An 18,495-nucleotide genomic window follows, 5' to 3' on the forward strand; every position below is an offset into this window, starting at 1 on the left:
TTTGATAAAAACAGACAATCATAACCTTAGTGATTATTCTGTTATTTATAACATAAAAGATTACATTTTAGGAAGGATACAGACATATTTTAGAGGGATTCATTAATTTATTATAATCATCTTTATATTTAAATAATAAAAAAGCGCTACCCTATAAGATAGCGCTTTATATTAATCGAGCAGTAAAGACATTTACCATAAGCGAATATGTTCTTTATAGTCATCATTGATAATGACCAAGCCTTTTGTAAAATCTATACTTTGGCGAGCGTTTTTAATCGTTTTATAATTATAGCTTTTGCGGTCTGCTAAATTAATGAGCTCATACACTACATCGCCACCTATATCTACATAACGGCTACTGTCACCATCTGGCCATTTGATGGTCAGTAATGGTAGATATTCATCAACCCCAAAAATCTTTCTAGCTCTATAATCCTTTGAAGAATTAATAGTTGATGTTGTTACCAAGCACTTCTTGCTGGCGATTTTAAGTTTATAAGCACAATTGAAATAACCTGACCCATTCTCAGAAGACATAAATTCCTCTATAGTCGGCGCAGCTTGTACTTGCGCAGTGCTAAACGCAAAAGCTAAGCCTGTCGCTGCTGCTAATAATTTATTCATAATAACCTCCAGAGATTTTGGATAAAGTGAGATTAATAACAAAATTTTATTGTAATACAATTATTAATCTTTTAATTATTTATCTAATTTTAGTAACCAGCTATTTTTTGAGGTAAGATATTTGTGTGATTAACCAGTAACAATATTGACCGATAACAATCGCAATCACACTTTACCCTCTTTTCTCACGTAAAAAGGATTTTACGATGTATCAATCAAACTCGAAAATTCATCAGGACGCTCACCGTCATCACTCTCCCAATAAAACAAAAATTAAAGCCGCTATTTTATTTATTAGTAGTACCTTTTTAGTCTCTGTATCGGCTCATGCTCTCGAGCCCGCCAAAAGCACCATAAATACGAGTTCAATAAATACCAGCGCTATAAATTTAGCGATTATGAATAACACTCCAACGGTCTTGTCAGAAACCCAGCGTATTACGTTGGCGGTGCCTAACAGTCTAAAACAAGTACCCAATACAACCACTGCTAAGACAGTAGCAAAAGCTGATCAAGCTATCTTTTCAAACGATGCTATTGAACATCCGTTATGGGCAAAGAATGGTATGGTTGCAAGCCAAGAAGCCATTGCCTCTGATGTGGGCTTACAAATTCTGAAGCAAGGCGGTAATGCAATCGATGCTGCCGTTGCCGTTGGCTTTGCATTGGCTGTCACCCTTCCCCGCGCTGGTAATATTGGTGGTGGTGGCTTTATGATGATTTATGATGCCAAGCAAGGTAAAACAGTAGCGCTTGATTATCGTGAAAAAGCACCGAGCAATGCCTCTCGCGATATGTATCTCGATAAAGACGGCAATGCAGTCAGTGATTTATCACGCTATCACGGCTTAGCGGTTGGCGTTCCAGGGACGGTCGCCGGACTGCTAAAAGCATTAGAAGATCATGGCACGATGAGTCGCGGAAAGGTAATGGCACCAGCGATTGCATTGGCAGAAAAAGGCATTGTGGTCACACCAGGATTAACGGAGTCGTTAGAAGCATTAAGCCCGCGCATGCAAAAATGGCCAAGTACTAAAAAGATATTTTTTAAGCCCGATGGCAGCGCTTATCAACCTGGCGAGCGTCTAAAACAGCCTGAGTTAGCAAAATCGCTTAAGCTCATTGCCGCTCAAGGTGCCGATGGATTTTATAAAGGAGAAACGGCACGTAAACTGGTTAAAGCAGTCAATGACGCGGGCGGTAATATGAGCTTGCAGGATTTGGCCAATTACCAAGCTATTGCACGTGAACCAGTTAAAGGCGAGTATCGTGGTTATGAGATCGTTTCTATGCCACCACCATCGTCTGGTGGTATTCATATCGTACAAATTTTAAATATCTTAGAAGGTTATCCATTAAAAGACTACGGTCAAAACAGCGCGCAAACCATTCATTTAATGGCAGAGGCAATGCAACTTGCCTATGCAGATCGTGCTGAGTATTTGGGAGATTCTGATTTTATCGATGTCCCTGCCAGCGGCTTAACCTCACAAGCTTATGCCGATAAACTACGTACTTTAATCAACCCAAATAAAGCCACCCCAGCGTCGACTATCAAAGCCAATAACCCTCTACCGTATGAGAGTGATCAAACCACGCATTTCTCTATTGTCGATAAAGACGGTAATGCAGTGGCCAATACTTATACGCTAAACTTCTCATACGGTACTGGGCTGGTCGCTGAAGGTACAGGTATCCTACTCAACAATGAAATGGATGATTTTTCTGCCAAGCCTGGCGTACCCAATGGTTATGGTTTAATCGGCGGCGATGCCAATGCGGTCGAAGCCAATAAGCGTCCGTTATCATCGATGAGTCCGACAATCATCTTTAAAGACAGCAAACCTTATATCGTCACTGGTAGTCCCGGTGGTAGCCGTATTATCACTACCGTCATGCAAGTTATCTCAAACGTCATCGATCACGATATGAATATCGCTGAAGCGACGCATGCACCGCGTATTCACGACCAATGGTTACCTGATGAAATCCGTATCGAAAAAGCGCTGAATGTCGATACAATTCAAAAGCTAGAGTCGATGGGACATAAAGTGAGTGCGCAAGAAGCTATGGGCTCAACGCAGTCGATTATGATGACGCCAAATGGTATCTATGGTTCTTCTGACCCGCGTATTGTCGATGCAGCAGTGGTTGGCTATTGATTTAAAAATGCTTTTAATTTCCAACTAAAATAGCCCTCTATACTTTATTGTATAGAGGGCTTTTAAATAAAAAACAGAAAGCTCTTTTTTAACGCATAAAGACCAATCAATACAGCTTTATCTTTTCAAAAAACTCATTGTCTAGTAATAACTTTGGTCTGGCGTTTACCTCTTTCAAACCTACTTTATGTTGCATCATCAGCTCAATTAAATTCATTTGGTCAATGAGAATCAGACTGTGTGAATCAGTCGAATTGGCGTATTCCTGCGCAGGCTTGGTAAAGCTGGTTGTCGTGATAAATAAACCATGATGATTGGTTTTTTGCGGTGGATAAGAGCCTATAAAGTTTCTTAAATCGCCATTGGATATATTATTGCCCGTGCTATACAGTTTGGCTTGTATATAATAGTTATGAACCTCACCATCTGGAAAATCCTGAATAATAAGACCGTCAATACCATTGTCGTTAGAGCGCCCTGTATGACGTGAGGTCAAATTACTCTCAGGACTTTCAATCTCTAACGAGCGTTCAATCAATTTTAGACAAAACCATTCAAACTGCACAGGAGATAAACTTTCGATCTGAGCCATAATCATATCAGGCGTTACTTTGACAAAATCATTGCCAATAGTGGCATCTGCATAATTATTCATAAATATAGACGTTCGACGCTGAGTTTCTTCTATTAAATGATTGATAAGCGCATCACCATTTTTGCCATAAGCAGCAATATTTATTTTTTGCAAATCCGCAAAAGCTTTATGATCAAAACGTTTTAAATCAGCAATATAATCGCTGTTTGGAATGCGTTCGCCAATGTACTGAGTAAAATTATTTCCCGCCAGCCAAAAATATACTTTACCAAACGGGTCTAAACGTACAATATTTTTGGGCGTTACTTTTTCATCAAAGGTAATAAAATTAGCAAAATTTTGATTTAAATTCGGCACTAAGCTGAACTTATCTTCTTTAACCAAACCCATTGCAGATAGACACAGTAAAATTAAATCAATAATCTGGTCATAACAAGGTGAGCCGTTATGGCATTCATGACGTACATCATAATTACTCATGTAATTGATTTCTTTATGATCATTTACAATTTGCGCTAACTTTTCAAACTCTCTATAAAATACAGTGCGACCAATAGTGTTACGTGTGCTTAGATTTTTTACGGTTTGTATTCCCGCATTCAACATGTCACCAAATGCAGGCAGCTTCGTAATATTACTCAATTCAATCGGTGGCTGTCCGCGCCAAATAATGCTATTATTAACGACCAAATTTAAACGGTAAAAACACCAGTTTCAACGTACTATCCCTTCTTAAAAAAATACAAAGTATTGATAATTAAAAATTTATCATCATACAACCCATTCCTTCTCGATCGTACCAGTAAGAGTCTTCTATGGCATTTGTACACCTTGGCATTCACAGTGAATATTCGATTACCGATTCTATCGTGCGTATTAAGCTGTTGGTTAAAGCAGCAGCGGCAGACAATCAAAGCGCCCTTGCCTTGACGGATTTATCCAACCTGTATGCGACGGTAAAATTCTATCGTGCTTGCTTAGGTGCCGGCATTAAGCCCATTATCGGCAGCGAAGTCATCATGGATAATGAAGACACGCGCTTGACTCTGCTGGCGATGAATAACGAAGGCTATCAAAACATTACCCGTATCGTGTCGCTTGGTTTTACTGAAGGTCGTGCTGATCCTGTCAACCATGGTACTCCTGTTATTAAACGCAGCCATATTTTAGAGCATGCAGCTGGTGTCATCGTCTTATTTACTGAAAAGTCAGATGTAGGTCAGGCAATGGTCGGCTCAATGCCAGAAAAAGCCGATGAATTGCTTGCAGAGTGGCAAGCGCAGTTTGATGATCGCTTATATTTTGCGATTAAGCGCACCAATCGTACAGGCGAAGATGCCTTTATTAAGGCAGTGATTCACTCAGGTGCTAAGCATCATATCCCTATCATTGCCCATAACGACGTGCGGTTTTTGGAGCAAGATGATTTCGATGCCCATGAAGCGCGGGTCTGTATCGCTGGCTCTTATGTGCTTGCTGATCAAAATCGTCCGCAAACTTATTCCGATGCCCAGTACCTAAAAACCCAAGCGCAAATGCAGCAATTATTTGCTGATATTCCGCAGGTTATCGATAATACTTTGCGCTTGGCAACGCGCTGTAATGTGACATTAACGCTCGGTATCAACGTACTGCCAGAATTCCCAGTACCTGAGGGTGAGACGACTGAATCGTTTTTTCGCTTAGAATCGCAGCGTGGGCTTGAAAATCGTCTAAATAAACTATTCCCAGTTGAGGCTCGCAGCGATAATTGGAGCGATATACGCCAAAGATATGATGAGCGTTTGGAGTACGAATTAAAGGTTATCCTATCAATGGGCTTCCCCGGTTACTTCCTCATCGTCATGGACTTTATCCGCTGGGCAAAAGCCAATGGCGTACCGGTTGGGCCTGGTCGTGGTTCTGGTGCCGGATCTTTGGTCGCTTATGCGCTCAATATTACCGACCTCGATCCTATTCACTACGACTTATTATTTGAGCGCTTCTTAAACCCTGAGCGTGTCTCCATGCCCGATTTCGATATTGACTTTTGTATTGAAGGTCGCGACCGAGTCATTGATTATGTAGCGCAAACTTATGGTCGTGAAGCGGTGTCTCAAATTATTACCTTTGGTACGATGGCAGCAAAAGCGGTGGTACGAGATGTTGCGCGTGCACAAAGCAAATCCTACTTCCTTGCCAGCAAAATGTCGAAACTTATTCCCAAAACACCAGGGATTACTCTCAGCCAAGCACTGGAGCAAGAGCCACAGCTTAAAGATTTAATCTCTAATCCTGACAATATGGATTATGAAGATGCCACCGAAGTGTGGGAGATGGCCATTAAGCTTGAAGGCATTTGCCGGAACGTGGGTAAACATGCTGGTGGCGTATTGATTGCGCCGCACAGAATCACAGATTTTAGCGCGATTTATTGTGATGATGAAGGTCACCGTGTCAGCCAGTTTGATAAAGATGACGTTGAAGCCGTTGGTCTGGTCAAGTTCGACTTCTTGGGTCTGCGTAACTTAACCGTCATTAATGCCGCTGTCGAAAACATCAATAAGCGTCGCGCTAAAGAAGGCAAAGACGCACTGGTATTAGAAGACTTGCCACTAGATGACGCTAAAGCTTATAAGCTCTTGCAAGATGCCAAAACCACTGCCGTCTTTCAGCTAGAAAGCATGGGTATGAAAAAGTATCTTGCCAAATTACAACCGACCAATATCGAAGACGTTATCGCCATGTGTGCGCTCTATCGTCCCGGTCCGCTTGATGCGGGCATGGTTGAGATGTATATCGACCGTAAACACGGTCGCGAAGAAGTCATTTATGATCATCCCAATCTTGAGCCGATTTTAGAAAACACTAATGGCGTTATTGTTTATCAAGAACAAGTCATGCAAATCTCGCAGGTCATGGCGGGCTATAGCTTAGGCGGTGCGGATATGTTACGCCGAGCTATGGGTAAAAAGAAACCTGAGGAAATGGCTAAGCAGCGCGATATCTTTATTACTGGTGCAACCGAGCAAGGTATTGATGAAGTGACATCAGGCGGCGTGTTTGATTTGATGGAAAAGTTCGCCGGTTACGGTTTTAACCGCTCGCATTCTGCCGCTTATGGCGTACTGGCTTATCAGACCGCTTATCTAAAGCAATACTACCCTGCTGAATTTATGGCAGCGGTATTGACTTCTGATATGAACAACACCGACAACGTCGTGTTCTTTATTAATGATTGCCGTGAAAACTTTGATTTAACCGTTGTTAATCCATCAGTGAATCGTAGTGAATGGCACTTTGTCGCAGATACACCGACCAATATCATTTATGGCTTGGGTGCGATTAAAGGCGTTGGTGAAGGTGCGGTTGAATCTATCGTTGATGCACGTCGCCGTGAAGGTCCATTTAAAGATTTATATGATTTCTGTCGCCGCGTTGATATTAAAAAGGTCAATAAGCGTACATTAGAAGGACTAATAAACGCGGGTTGTTTTGATGACTTTGCCTCTACCTTACGTCCTGACTTGCCAAGCGACGAAGCGTACGAGATTCGTGGTGCACTCATGAGTCAGCTACCAAGTGCCGTACAAGCTGCTGAGCAAGACCGTCAAAACCGTGAAATCGGTATGATGGACTTGTTTGGTGAAATGGATGGTGTTGTCGCTGCACCGCCACTAGTTATGACGCCAGAGCTGATTTGGGGCGATAAACACCGCTTAAAAGCTGAAAAGAATACCTTGGGCCTATACTTAACAGGTCACCCAATCAACGAATACTTGGATGAGCTAAAGCGTTACACCTCAGGTGCTCGTCTCGATAAATTGGCTGATACTGGCTATAACGGCAGCTGTTATTTTGCTGGTCTCATCATTGACATCGCAAACTTTGGTACTCGTAACGTTATTATTTTAGATGATGGTACTTCAAGGCTAGAAGTCAGCTGCTACGCTGAGCGCTTTAACCGTGTCAAAGAACAACTCAAAATCGACGAAGTAGTGATTATCAAAGGCAGTATCCGTGAGCGCGATGGCAGACTGTTTGCGCGACTTGATAATGCGATGAGTATGGTTGACGCCCGTCTACGATGGATGAAAAAAATTAGCATTAAAATTCATGGTAGTGATATCGATCTGCTTAATCGTATGCAGCCTTTACTTAAGTCTGCTCAAGCCAGTATCATTCCGGCACCAAAACTGTCTTATGATAATGATCAAGACGAGCAAAGTGGCAGCTTTAATGGCTACGATGCTGCGATGGGTGGTAGCCTGTATGATGAAAATGGTAATGATTTATTGGCTCTTGAAAACGATATGAATCAAGACGCCTTTCATCAAAACAGTGCTAATCAAAGCATTTCTGAACAAAGCTATGCCAATCATTTCCTTAGCAATACCGATGCTTCTATCAATGATAACTGTCTGCCGCTTGGACTCAGTATTTATGAAGAGTATGGCATTGCTAATGTAGGTTTATCCGAGCATTGGCGCGTTTATCCCAATGATGATAATTTACAACAGCTAAAGACTATGATTAGTGAGGATAATTTACACTTTCATTACAGCTGATCAATTGATTAGAGTTACCATCGTAATTAGTAGCAAAAAATTCTTTATAGTTAACGTTTCTGCGTTAGCTTTTACTCTATTGGACATACAAACATGGCCGAGACTACAAATAACAATATGACTGCCAACAATAATGACGAGATTATCAATACCGAGCAGTTTGAAGACATGCGTGACTTGCTAGAAGAAGACTTTGCTGACTTAGTACAAGTCTACTTTACTGACGCTCAGCAACGTATTACCAAGCTCAGACAAGCTCAGCAAGAAGAAGACAACGCGAATGGTTATGAGCTTGCCCATGCTTTAAAAGGTGCCAGTGCCAATTTGGGTACGACGCAACTGATGAATCTTAGCAGTCAATTACAAGAGTTATGCCGTGAGCAGCGTATTAGTGAGAGCGCTCAACTTATTGAAGTTATCGCGATTTCATTAGACAGTGCTGAGCAAAACATCAACCAGCGCTTGGGGCAATAATGAGTAACGATACACCCTCATCTTTAACGACAACAGTGAATACATCCTCTACAACCGTTAGAGATTATCTATCTTGCATACAAATAGTGATGGTCAATACGACATTGCCTGCCAATATCGGCTCAGCTGCACGGGCAATGCATACGATGGGACTGTCTAGGCTGACTGTGGTTGACCCAAAACTGCCTATTGACGAGACCAGTATCTCCCATGCTGCTGGCGGTGGTGAGTTGTTGTTGTCAGCCATCATAGCGCCAACATTAGAGGATGCAATTGCAAACTGTCAGCTGGTATTTGCGGCAAGCAGTCGCAGCCGTCATCTGCCGCGTCCTGTGGTTACGCCGACACAAGCTGCCAAAATCATGCTGGACTTTATTGATAAACAAAGCACGATTAATGGGCAAGACGGTATAAATACAGTGCCCAATATTGCTATTTTATTTGGGCGTGAAGATCGCGGCTTGACCAATGAAGAATTAGCTTATGCTGACTATCATATTCAAATAGATGCTAATCCTGCTTATCCGGTGCTCAATGTCGCCTCAGCCGTGCAAGTAATTGCGAGCTTTATTTATGCTTATACGCAAACGCATACCCAATCTGACAGCGAAGTTAACAATAAGATATCAAAGGCAGCTGACAATTTAGAGATAGCCGAATATCCGGTACTAAACACTTATCTGCGTCAGCAATGGGATGAGCCTGCGATTACTCAACAGCAGCTGCAACAACTCACTGAGCGTACGACCGCCTTGATGGTTCAACATAAACTCGCAGACAGTGAAAACTTAAAATCATTGCCCTCGCGCTTGTCTCGACTTGGCTCACGACTCCAGCTTGATCAAAAAGAGTATCAACTATTAAGCGCCTTAATTGCCAAACTCGCAAAAGATTAAAGCTACTAATATACGAGACTTAAGGTTTTTGATTTTTTGGTATTAGCAGCAATAGTATGACTATTTGCAATTTCTTTAATCTACAAGTTTTATAACTTTACAAGTAAGATGATTTAATCATAAAAAAGGAATTTACAATGAATTGGAATGTTTATTTATCTGGAGAAATACACAGCGACTGGCGCCAGAAAATTATGCAAGGCGCTACAGAACAGGGCCTAGATATTAAGTTCACATCAGCAGTAACTGAACATGAAGCCAGCGACGCCGCCGGTGACGTGCTTGGTAAAAATGATGATGGATTCTGGCGCGACCATCAGTCATCAAAGGTGAATGCTATCCGCACCAAAAACATGATCCAAAAGTGCGACATTGCTATCATTCGTTTTGGTGATAAATATAAGCAGTGGAATGCTGCCTTCGATGCCGGCTACTGCGCGGCATTAGGTAAGCCTTATATCACCCTGCACGCTGACGATATTATCCATCCGCTAAAAGAAGTCGATGCCGCAGCAATGGCATGGGCGCAAACGCCTGAGCAAGTTGTTGAGCTGCTAAAATATGTGACCAGTAATAGCTAAGCAATAATAGTAATCGCCTGTAGATAAAGCGCCGACGATTGGTGTTTTATCTACAGGCGATTTTTTATTTATAGCGCATTGCTATATTTTGTACTGCAAAACTGCTATAACTAAATAGATTGTAATCAAAAATACGATAGGATGATTTATGTCATTGCCAACCGCCTTATTCAAATCACTTACTCGCATCAAAAGAGACTTAAAAGAAGACATTGATGCCGTATTTAATCGCGACCCTGCCGCGCGTAATAGTCTAGAAGTTATCTTGACCTACCCTGGTATCCACGCCCTTATTTTACATCGCGGCGCCCATTGTCTTTGGCAAAACGAACAAAAACTTGCTGCCCGTGTTATCTCTTATGGCTCGCGTATCATCACAGGCATTGAGATTCATCCTGCTGCAAAAATCGGTCGCCGGTTTTTTATTGATCATGGTATGGGTATCGTTATTGGCGAAACGGCAGAGATTGGCAATGATGTGACCCTCTATCACGGGGTGACGCTTGGCGGTGTCTCTTGGAATAATGGTAAGCGCCACCCTACTTTGGAAGATGGCGTTATCGTTGGTGCCGGTGCTAAAGTATTGGGACCATTCACTGTCGGTAAAGGCGCTAAAATTGGCTCAAATGCTGTCGTAGTAAAGGCAGTACCAGCAGGTGCGACCATGGTCGGGAGTGCTGCGCGAATGATATCAGACCATCATGATGAAAAGGGCAATCCCATTGTCAAAAAAGTCGATGACGCTAAGCAGCAAGAAAAAATAGCGCAAGCTGCTTCTACAGATAATGCCATAGATGAAAAAGCAGTAGATGAAAAAACCACCAATCATTCAGCACGCGAAACCGCGTTTCAAGCTTATGGCATCGACCCCTCATCACAAGACCCTGTCGCCGAAGCCTTTGCTAAAATGCTCGAACACATTCAGCAGTCAGAAAATCGCTTAGATCAATTACAAGCAGCGATGTGCAAAATCGATCCTGATTTTTGCAAAAAAGAATATGACAAATTATGCTTAGAGGATTTGGATGTGATTGGTAGAAGCGACATGGATGAGATAGGCGCTAAAGCAGAGTAAACTTTTATCTTTAGGCTGAGTTTAATTAAACCCAGCCTAAATCGTTCATTTTATAACTATAATCTATCTATCACTGTTGTTAACTCTTCAAGCCCCGCTCTCTCATGCGCTTTAAATGGATAACGATCCGCCATTATTATCCATTTAGACCTTTTAAAGTCATTATGATTGCTTAGGCTATTATTTTTATCTAATGCTATAAGCAAAATATCAATATCCATCGTGACTTTTTTTATTGATGTCTGTGTTTCCGTTAAACGCTGCCGATTACAGTCACATTCAAACTGTTTAAAAACTTGCTGTAGCTGCTGTAAGGTGTTCGGTGACGTTAGCGTAATGTGAACACACTGATTGGTATAGTCAGGCTTTGGTTGCGCTGCAGTCGAGGTAAAGTCAGGGTTTTGAAAGGCAGTAGATAACTGTATTTCCCCTAGTGCCGCTAGACTTTCTCGGACACGTGGCAAATGAACATCTGCATCGTGATTGCTGCCTAGGGCTAGCAAAACCGCCGTTACAGGCTGAGCATGCAACGCTTCAGGCTCACAGCGTGTCAATGATTCAAGCCAACCAGCCAACGCTTTATGCATCATCAGACTGGCTATTATCGGCGGCTGATTCTAGCTCATTGACTTTCACTGTGGCATAACGAGTAATTTGTACACCAACTGCATCTGCTTGCTCAATCGCAGTCGGCTTAGCAACGCTCAAAGTAATTTTATGGCAGCCATACTTTTCGAGTAATTTATCAGCGATTTTCCCAGCCAAATGCTCTAGCAGCTTTGCTTTGATCGCTTGGCACCACGCACTGACATCATCGCAGACTTCTTTATAGTTTAGCGCATCGCTGACATCATCTGAAGCTGCAGCGCGGCTGATATCAGTTTCCATTGCGATATCTATTAATAGTGGCTGCGTAATAGCGCGCTCCCACTCATAAACGCCAATGACTGCCTCTACTTTTAAGCCTTTTACAAATACGACATCAGACTGGGTATGAAACATACAAGCATCCTTGTTAATGGTATTTTTACTATCTATTTTAGTTTAAGGTTTTATTTAGACGTTAATGCTTCTTCACGTAGGCGTGCCGCTTTTAGCTGCTTGCTTGGGCGATGACGCCACAAGTCGATACTGAATAATAGCAGACCTAACCAAATTAAACCAAAGACTGCCAAACGATGCAAATCAAACGGCTCATTATAATAGAACACCGCCAAGAAGAAAATAAAGGTCGGCGTCAGATAATTCATAAAACTGAGGATACTATAAGCGACCATTTTGGTTGATTTATTAAACATCAATAGCGGTATCAAAGTAATAGGTCCTGCCAACATCAGCAGCCAAATATTTGGGGTGAACCAAAAGCTGATACTGCTACTCGCCACATCAGACTGCCAAAACCATGCGATAAAAATAGGCAGCAGCATTGCTGTCTCAACGAACATCGCATCGACTGCTGTAAGAGGGGTTTGGCGTTGAATTGTGCCATAAGTACTAAAGCTAAACGCTAATATTAACGATACCCACGGCAGGCTACCTAGCATCACAACTTGGATAATAACTGACAATAACGCAAAGCCAATCGCCACCCATTGCAAAGTGCGCAGGCGCTCTTTGAACAGCAGCATCGACAATCCTACGCCAACGAGTGGTCCAATAAAGTAGCCTAAACTGGCTTCTAAAATCTGGTTATTATTGACCGCCCAAACATAGGTAAGCCAGTTGATGGCGATGATAACCCCTGAAACAAAGGTATAGGCTATCCATCTTGGATTTTTCTTTAGCGTATCAATCCACTGCCAGCGCTTGGTCACTACCAGTACAACTAACAAACACGCAAAGGTCCAAACAATGCGATGACCAATGATTTCGGTGGCATTATAATTTGATAGTTGCTTGAAGTATAAAGGAAAAGCACCCCAGATAGAAAATGCTATCAGCGCGGTGACGATACCACGTCTAGTGGTTTTAATAGGTGCAACTGCTTTTTTGATGACATTTTGGGTAGTCATAAGATAGGACAACTTTTTAGAGCAAAGCGCACCCTCACCCAACTATTATCATTGATGATAACTCGGTGGTAAGAGCACAGGGTCACTACAGAGAGAGTAAAAGGTAAAAAGCAATGTGTAGATACTAAAACCGTATCAACACATTGCTGGCGAAAACCACAATTAAAATAAAAACTGGCAATAAAATTAATAGTTTATCTTATTAATTTTATATCTTTCACTGCTAAGCCAATAAGCAAATATCATTGACTCAAATTAAAAGTACTGCGTTAAGCGCTGACAACGTCAATAGACATGCCAATTTGGTTGGCAAGCTCTGCAAATCCTGGGAAGCTGGTATTGACAGTCTCAACACCTTCAATGGTAATTTGCTTAGAGGCACGTAAACTTGCAACCGCAAAACTCATGGCAATACGGTGGTCATGATGTGAGACGATATGTCCGCCACCAAAGACAGGCTGGCTGTTATTTACCTTACCATTTTGGGCTTGAGTACACTTGGCTTCAATGCCCTTCCCTTCAATAATCAAACCATCTTCAGTAACGGTACAATCAACGCCTAATGTCTGCAAGCCTTCTGCCATTACTGCAATGCGATCTGATTCTTTGACACGTAGCTCTTTTGCCCCAGTCAAAACGGTACGACCTTGGGCGCAGCTAGCAGCGATAAATAATACTGGGAATTCGTCAATGGCAAGTGGTACTAAATACTCTGGTATCTCAATGCCGACTAAATTTGAGCCACGAATGGTAATGTCTGCTACAGGCTCGCCGCCAACATGGGTTTCATTACTCAAGCTGATATCCGCTTGCATCAATTTTAAAATATCAATAATACCGGTACGCGTAGGATTGATGCCAACTTGCTTTAAGGTTAATTCGCTACCTCGGCTGATAGCCGCCGCGACCATAAAGAATGCCGCTGATGAGATATCAGCAGGTACGGCTATATCACCGCCTGTAAGCGTACCACCGCCTTCAACACTGATACGGTTGCCATCGACAGTGACAGGATAACCAAATGCTGAGAGCATACGCTCGGTGTGGTCACGACTGACTTCAGGTTGGATAACCGTTGTTGTGCCCTCAGCCCATAATCCTGCTAACAGCAAGCACGACTTAATCTGTGCAGAAGCAACTGGCATATCATATTCAGCCCCTTGCAAAGGTTTGCCAACACTATCTCGACCAGTGATACTCAGTGGCGCGGTACCTTGTTGACCGGTACTTTGAATCACTGCACCCATTTCACGTAATGGCGCTGCTACACGCTCCATTGGACGCTTATTTAAACTGGTATCACCCGTTAATACACTATCGAACGTTTGTGCTGCCAAGATACCTGCTAGTAGACGCATACTGGTACCAGAGTTGCCCATATACAGTGGTGTTTTACTTGGCTTTAAGCCATTCATACCGACACCATGAATAGTTAAATTGCCTTTGTCAGGACCTTCAATGGTGACGCCCATATCGCGAAACGCTTGCAAAGTAGCAAGTGCATCTTCCCCTTCCAAAAATCCAGTCACTTTGGTGACGCCAGTAGCAAGACTGCCAAGCATAATACTACGGTGAGAAATCGATTTATCGCCGGGAATGGTAATGGCGCCAGAGACGGTATTGCTTGGAGTAATATTATAAGAAGCTGACATGGCAGAAGTATCCGTATAAGGGGTGCTGGCTAACATATGGCCAAAATGTCGCCGTGCGGCTTGCGCGCGGCCCAAAATTCCCATCAGGGCAATTGAATCTTTATCAATAATAAGCTGACGAATATCGTTTAAGTAAACACTGTACTCATCAAGGGCGCTGACTATCGCGCTTTGGTTGGCAAAAAATATATCATGCCACATTTTAGGGTCGCTGGCAGCAATACGGCTAAAGTCCCGAAAACCGCCCGCGGCATAACGGAACATATCTAGATTATCATCATGGCTCGCCAACTGCTCAACCAGATTAAACGCCAGCAGATGCGGCAAATGACTGGTATGCGCCAATATAGAATCATGATGCGCAGCCTCCATCGGCATAACGCTTGCGCCCACTGCTTCCCATAATTGGCTGAGCTTAGAAATTGCTAATTGGCTAGTGGTTGGAAGCTCACAAATGATGACGCTATGATTGACAAATAAATTAGCGCGGCGAGCATGATACCCTGAATTTTCAGCACCGGCAATCGGATGCGCAGGCACAAATCCGATAGGCAATGTCTCAAATACCGCTTTAGCAGCATCGATGATATTGACTTTGGTACTACAGACATCGGTAATAATGCAATCAGTAGCAAGCAGACCACTATCCATGGCATTTTTGATATCTATAAACACGGCTTGCGCCGCTTGGACTGGCACCGCAATCACTATCAAGTCACTGCCAGATATTACCTCATTGAGTACTGAGCTACCAGCGTCCAATAAACCCTGTTGAATGGCTTCTTCTAAACTGGGCTCATGTCTATCGACTGCAACTATACGCTGACTCAAGCCATTGTCTTTAATTGCTTGCGCCAAGCTTGCACCTATTAACCCCAAACCTATCACACAAACTTGCTGAAATAACGGATGTGCAGAAAACGGAGTCAGTTGAGTTGCTGCTTGAGGATTTATGGTGTTATTTATTTTTTGCATATTATTTTAATTATCAGGTTACTTATTAGACTGTTTGTTAGAGACTGCTTATTAGATATTTGCTTAATCATCGGTCAATATAGAGCGCAGAGTATCAATGAGACGTGTATTTTCTTCTGCGACCCCAACGGTAATTCTTAACCAATTAGGTAAACCATAATTATCCAACGGGCGCACTATCACGCCTTGCTCAAGCAATGCTTGATAAATGGAAGCAGCCGTTACGTCTTCCATCTCAACTTCGATTTCGACCATCATAAAATTGGCATGTGATTTAACAAAGCCCAAGCCTAACGCATCAAACTGTTTTTCTAACCAGCGTTTTTGTCCTTGATTGGTTAGCTTAACTTGTTCAATAAAATCTTGATCGGCAAGCGCTGCAGCGGCTGCGGCAAGCGCCACACGGCTCACATTAAATGGCTGACGGATTCGATTGAGTAAATCAGCAACTGCTACTGAGCTTAACGCGTAACCAATGCGCAGACCTGCCAGCCCATAAGCTTTTGAGAATGTGCGTATGATGACCACATTGTCAAACTCATCTAACAGTGCCCGATTATTACTCTCAGGACTATATTCAATATAAGCTTCATCTAATACTACGAGCACTGAGCTTGGAATACTGGCGACGAACTCGCGCAGCTCCTCTTGCTCAAGCTGCGTACCGGTTGGATTATTTGGATTGGCAATAAAAACTATTTTAGCATCAGAATTGTCTTGAACCGCTTGGCTCATGGCTTTTAGATCGTGACCAAAGCGATTGGCAGGTACTTCAATACCCATCGCGCCTTGCATTTTCGCAAGCATCGGATAAATGATAAATCCATACTGGCTGTAAACAATCGCATCATCAGTACTAGCAAAACTACGCGCTAAGATATCAAGCAGATCATTAGAGCCATTACCTAGGGTAATTTGGTCGACATTGACATTATTAAAATCCGCCAATGCTTGTTTCAGATAATAGCCATTGCCATCAGGATAGCGTGACAACTGCCCTAACTGCTCAGTAATCGCAAGCGTAACTTTTGGTGAGCAGCCAAGCGGATTTTCATTACTGGCAAGCATAACCACATCTGAGACGCCATACTCACGCGTCAACTCTTCAACTGGCTTGCCTGTTTGATAGGGCGCTAATTCCAAAATACTGTCATAGGCAGGCACGAGCGGCGATAAATCTAACTCTGTCGATGTTGCGGACGGCATATTTTATCCTTAGATGAGTTTATGCATCTATTATTGGCTCAGATGATGAAGGTAGTCAGCATTACTATTTGCGATATTTATATCTGTACCTATAATACTGCTTTTGGATAAGAACCTAGTATTCGTAAATCTTTGACCAAGGGACGGATATCAGCGATAGCAGCGCTCACATTTGGGTCTTCAATATGCCCATCCATATCAATAAAGAACACATAAGCCCATTTATTCGGACGTTCTGGACGGGTCTCGATACTGGTCATAGACACGCCATGATAGGACAAAGGTTTTAGAATCTCTATCAATGCGCCCGCTTTGTCATGCGCTGACACCATAATTGAGGTTTTGTCTTGACCAGATGGCGCAATCGCCTCATGACCGATAATTAAGAAACGGGTGGTATTGCTTGGATTGTCTTCGATATTTGAATATAACTTATGCAAATCATACTCTGCCGCCGCCACGTCTCCCGCAATTGCTGCCGAATGCCACTCGTTCTTTAGGCGACGCGCTGCTTCACCATTACTCGATACGGCGACACGCTCAACATTAGGATAATTTACATCGAGCCAATGACGACACTGCGCCAAAGATTGCTGATGTGAATAAATACGACTTAAGCCATCAAGTTTAGTATGTTCAGCGACCAAAAAGTTTTGATGAATTGGTAGCTCAACTTCGCCGATGATTTTTAGTGTAGAAGATAAAAAGCCATCCAAGGTATGATTAACGACGCCCTCAGATGAGTTTTCAACCGGAACGACGCCATACATTGCAGTGCCCGCTTCTACTTCACGGAACACATCAGTAATGGTATTTAACGGTACAGTATCTGCCGCTTTACCAAAATGCTTGAGTGCAGCTGCATGGGTAAAGGTACCTACTGGCCCTAAAAATGCAATGCGTTGAGGCGCTTCTAAGTCAAGACATACCGACATAATCTCACGGAACAAACGCGCCATTTTTTCATCAGCAATAGGTCCTTCATTACGCGCCATTACTGCCTTTAAAACTTGTGCTTCACGCTCAGGACGATAAAAAATAGGATTGGTATTGTCGACAGTCGGATTGTTAGCAATATGGCTTTTTTTCACTGCTGCCACTTGCTGAGCCAATTTGGCACGATTGTTAATCAGAGTTTGAATTTTACAGTCTACGGCATCGATATTTTGGCGAATATTATCCAAAAACTTTTTTTCGTTTGCCATATCGCTTTTATTGCTTGGATTTAGATTGTCCACGTTTTGCTCTGCTGACTGCTCACTCATTACCGCCCATCCTTTTTTATATGATCACTGAATTTTATAACTGCTTATTGTTATATTGCATTGCAATATTAAATCACTACATTATATCGTGACGCTGCTATTGCTAGTACCATGGTCATTATATAGAACAATCTATCAAAATTACCTGTCCCTATATCTAGCTTATAGTATTGCGAGATAGTGACGCTACTTTAATAAGTAAAGACGACAGCCACAAACTTGCCCGCTCTACTATAGCAAAAACTATGCACAGTGCCCATTTGTAAATGCATGTAAAGCTATAAATTGCCATAAATATAAGTGCAGTTCAGTAATATAAAGGCTTAGCACCCCAAAACTATCGGCTAACATAGGCTCGAATCTATGTTACAGTTTAGGTGTGGCTATCATTTTATTGATAAAAAAAGTAAATGCCCAGTTTTTAATAA

General features: G+C 42.4%; 14 protein-coding genes. 6 read left to right on the forward strand and 8 right to left on the reverse strand.

All coding sequences use genetic code 11. The features are described from left to right. Positions 1-192 precede the first annotated feature (192 nt). A complete protein-coding gene (locus ACMHKH_RS13425) occupies positions 193-627 on the reverse strand; it encodes a hypothetical protein (protein ID WP_413521145.1) in 435 nt (144 codons plus the stop codon). A gap of 206 nt (positions 628-833) precedes the next feature. Between ACMHKH_RS13425 and ggt the strand changes: the two genes are divergently transcribed. After that, on the forward strand, positions 834-2,789 hold the full coding sequence (gene ggt / locus ACMHKH_RS13430) for a gamma-glutamyltransferase (RefSeq protein WP_413521146.1): 1,956 nt from the start codon (positions 834-836) through the stop codon (positions 2,787-2,789). A 106-nt stretch (positions 2,790-2,895) separates the two neighbouring features. Here the strand turns inward: ggt and ACMHKH_RS13435 are convergent, their stop codons facing one another. After that, positions 2,896-4,074, reverse strand: coding sequence for a restriction endonuclease (locus ACMHKH_RS13435; protein ID WP_413521147.1), 1,179 nt, complete (start codon positions 4,072-4,074; stop codon positions 2,896-2,898). A gap of 125 nt (positions 4,075-4,199) precedes the next feature. Between ACMHKH_RS13435 and dnaE the strand changes: the two genes are divergently transcribed. From dnaE to cysE, 5 genes are all read left to right on the forward strand, one after another. Then, the gene (gene dnaE, locus ACMHKH_RS13440) at positions 4,200-7,931 is read left to right on the forward strand and encodes a DNA polymerase III subunit alpha (protein WP_413521148.1); all 3,732 of its coding nucleotides are present in this window, start codon (positions 4,200-4,202) and stop codon (positions 7,929-7,931) included. 93 nt (positions 7,932-8,024) lie between these two features. Next, complete coding sequence (locus tag ACMHKH_RS13445; RefSeq protein ID WP_413521149.1) at positions 8,025-8,405, forward strand: Hpt domain-containing protein; 381 nt, start codon at positions 8,025-8,027, stop codon at positions 8,403-8,405. Next, positions 8,405-9,301 (forward strand): RNA methyltransferase, encoded by an 897-nt coding sequence (locus tag ACMHKH_RS13450; protein WP_413521150.1) that lies wholly within the window; start codon positions 8,405-8,407, stop codon positions 9,299-9,301. The genes ACMHKH_RS13445 and ACMHKH_RS13450 overlap by 1 nt, the downstream gene beginning before the upstream one ends. Before the next feature lie 137 nt (positions 9,302-9,438). Further along, the gene (locus ACMHKH_RS13455) at positions 9,439-9,882 is read left to right on the forward strand and encodes a YtoQ family protein (RefSeq protein ID WP_413521151.1); all 444 of its coding nucleotides are present in this window, start codon (positions 9,439-9,441) and stop codon (positions 9,880-9,882) included. A 148-nt stretch (positions 9,883-10,030) separates the two neighbouring features. After that, positions 10,031-10,957, forward strand: coding sequence for a serine O-acetyltransferase (gene cysE, locus ACMHKH_RS13460; RefSeq protein WP_413521152.1), 927 nt, complete (start codon positions 10,031-10,033; stop codon positions 10,955-10,957). Positions 10,958-11,013: 56 nt separating this feature from the next. Here cysE and ACMHKH_RS13465 read toward each other — a convergent pair whose 3' ends face one another. The 6 genes from ACMHKH_RS13465 to pheA form a co-directional block, all read right to left on the reverse strand. Continuing rightward, on the reverse strand, positions 11,014-11,547 hold the full coding sequence (locus ACMHKH_RS13465; RefSeq protein WP_413521153.1) for a 2-amino-4-hydroxy-6-hydroxymethyldihydropteridine diphosphokinase: 534 nt from the start codon (positions 11,545-11,547) through the stop codon (positions 11,014-11,016). Further along, positions 11,537-11,959 carry a dihydroneopterin aldolase gene (folB, locus tag ACMHKH_RS13470; protein ID WP_413521154.1) on the reverse strand — a complete coding sequence of 141 codons (423 nt, stop codon included), beginning with the start codon at positions 11,957-11,959 and terminating at the stop codon, positions 11,537-11,539. The genes ACMHKH_RS13465 and folB overlap by 11 nt, the downstream gene beginning before the upstream one ends. A 50-nt stretch (positions 11,960-12,009) precedes the next feature. Beyond that, the gene (rarD, locus tag ACMHKH_RS13475; protein ID WP_413521155.1) at positions 12,010-12,969 is read right to left on the reverse strand and encodes an EamA family transporter RarD; all 960 of its coding nucleotides are present in this window, start codon (positions 12,967-12,969) and stop codon (positions 12,010-12,012) included. Positions 12,970-13,238: 269 nt separating this feature from the next. Further along, positions 13,239-15,596 (reverse strand): bifunctional prephenate dehydrogenase/3-phosphoshikimate 1-carboxyvinyltransferase, encoded by a 2,358-nt coding sequence (locus tag ACMHKH_RS13480; RefSeq protein WP_413521156.1) that lies wholly within the window; start codon positions 15,594-15,596, stop codon positions 13,239-13,241. Between the two features lie 63 nt (positions 15,597-15,659). Further along, on the reverse strand, positions 15,660-16,802 hold the full coding sequence (gene hisC, locus ACMHKH_RS13485; protein ID WP_413521157.1) for a histidinol-phosphate transaminase: 1,143 nt from the start codon (positions 16,800-16,802) through the stop codon (positions 15,660-15,662). A gap of 89 nt (positions 16,803-16,891) precedes the next feature. Next, a complete protein-coding gene (gene pheA / locus ACMHKH_RS13490; RefSeq protein ID WP_413521158.1) occupies positions 16,892-18,007 on the reverse strand; it encodes a prephenate dehydratase in 1,116 nt (371 codons plus the stop codon). Positions 18,008-18,495 lie beyond the last annotated feature (488 nt).

The organism is Psychrobacter glacincola (assembly GCF_965118485.1).
In the GTDB taxonomy this organism is placed as follows: domain Bacteria; phylum Pseudomonadota; class Gammaproteobacteria; order Pseudomonadales; family Moraxellaceae; genus Psychrobacter; species Psychrobacter glacincola_D.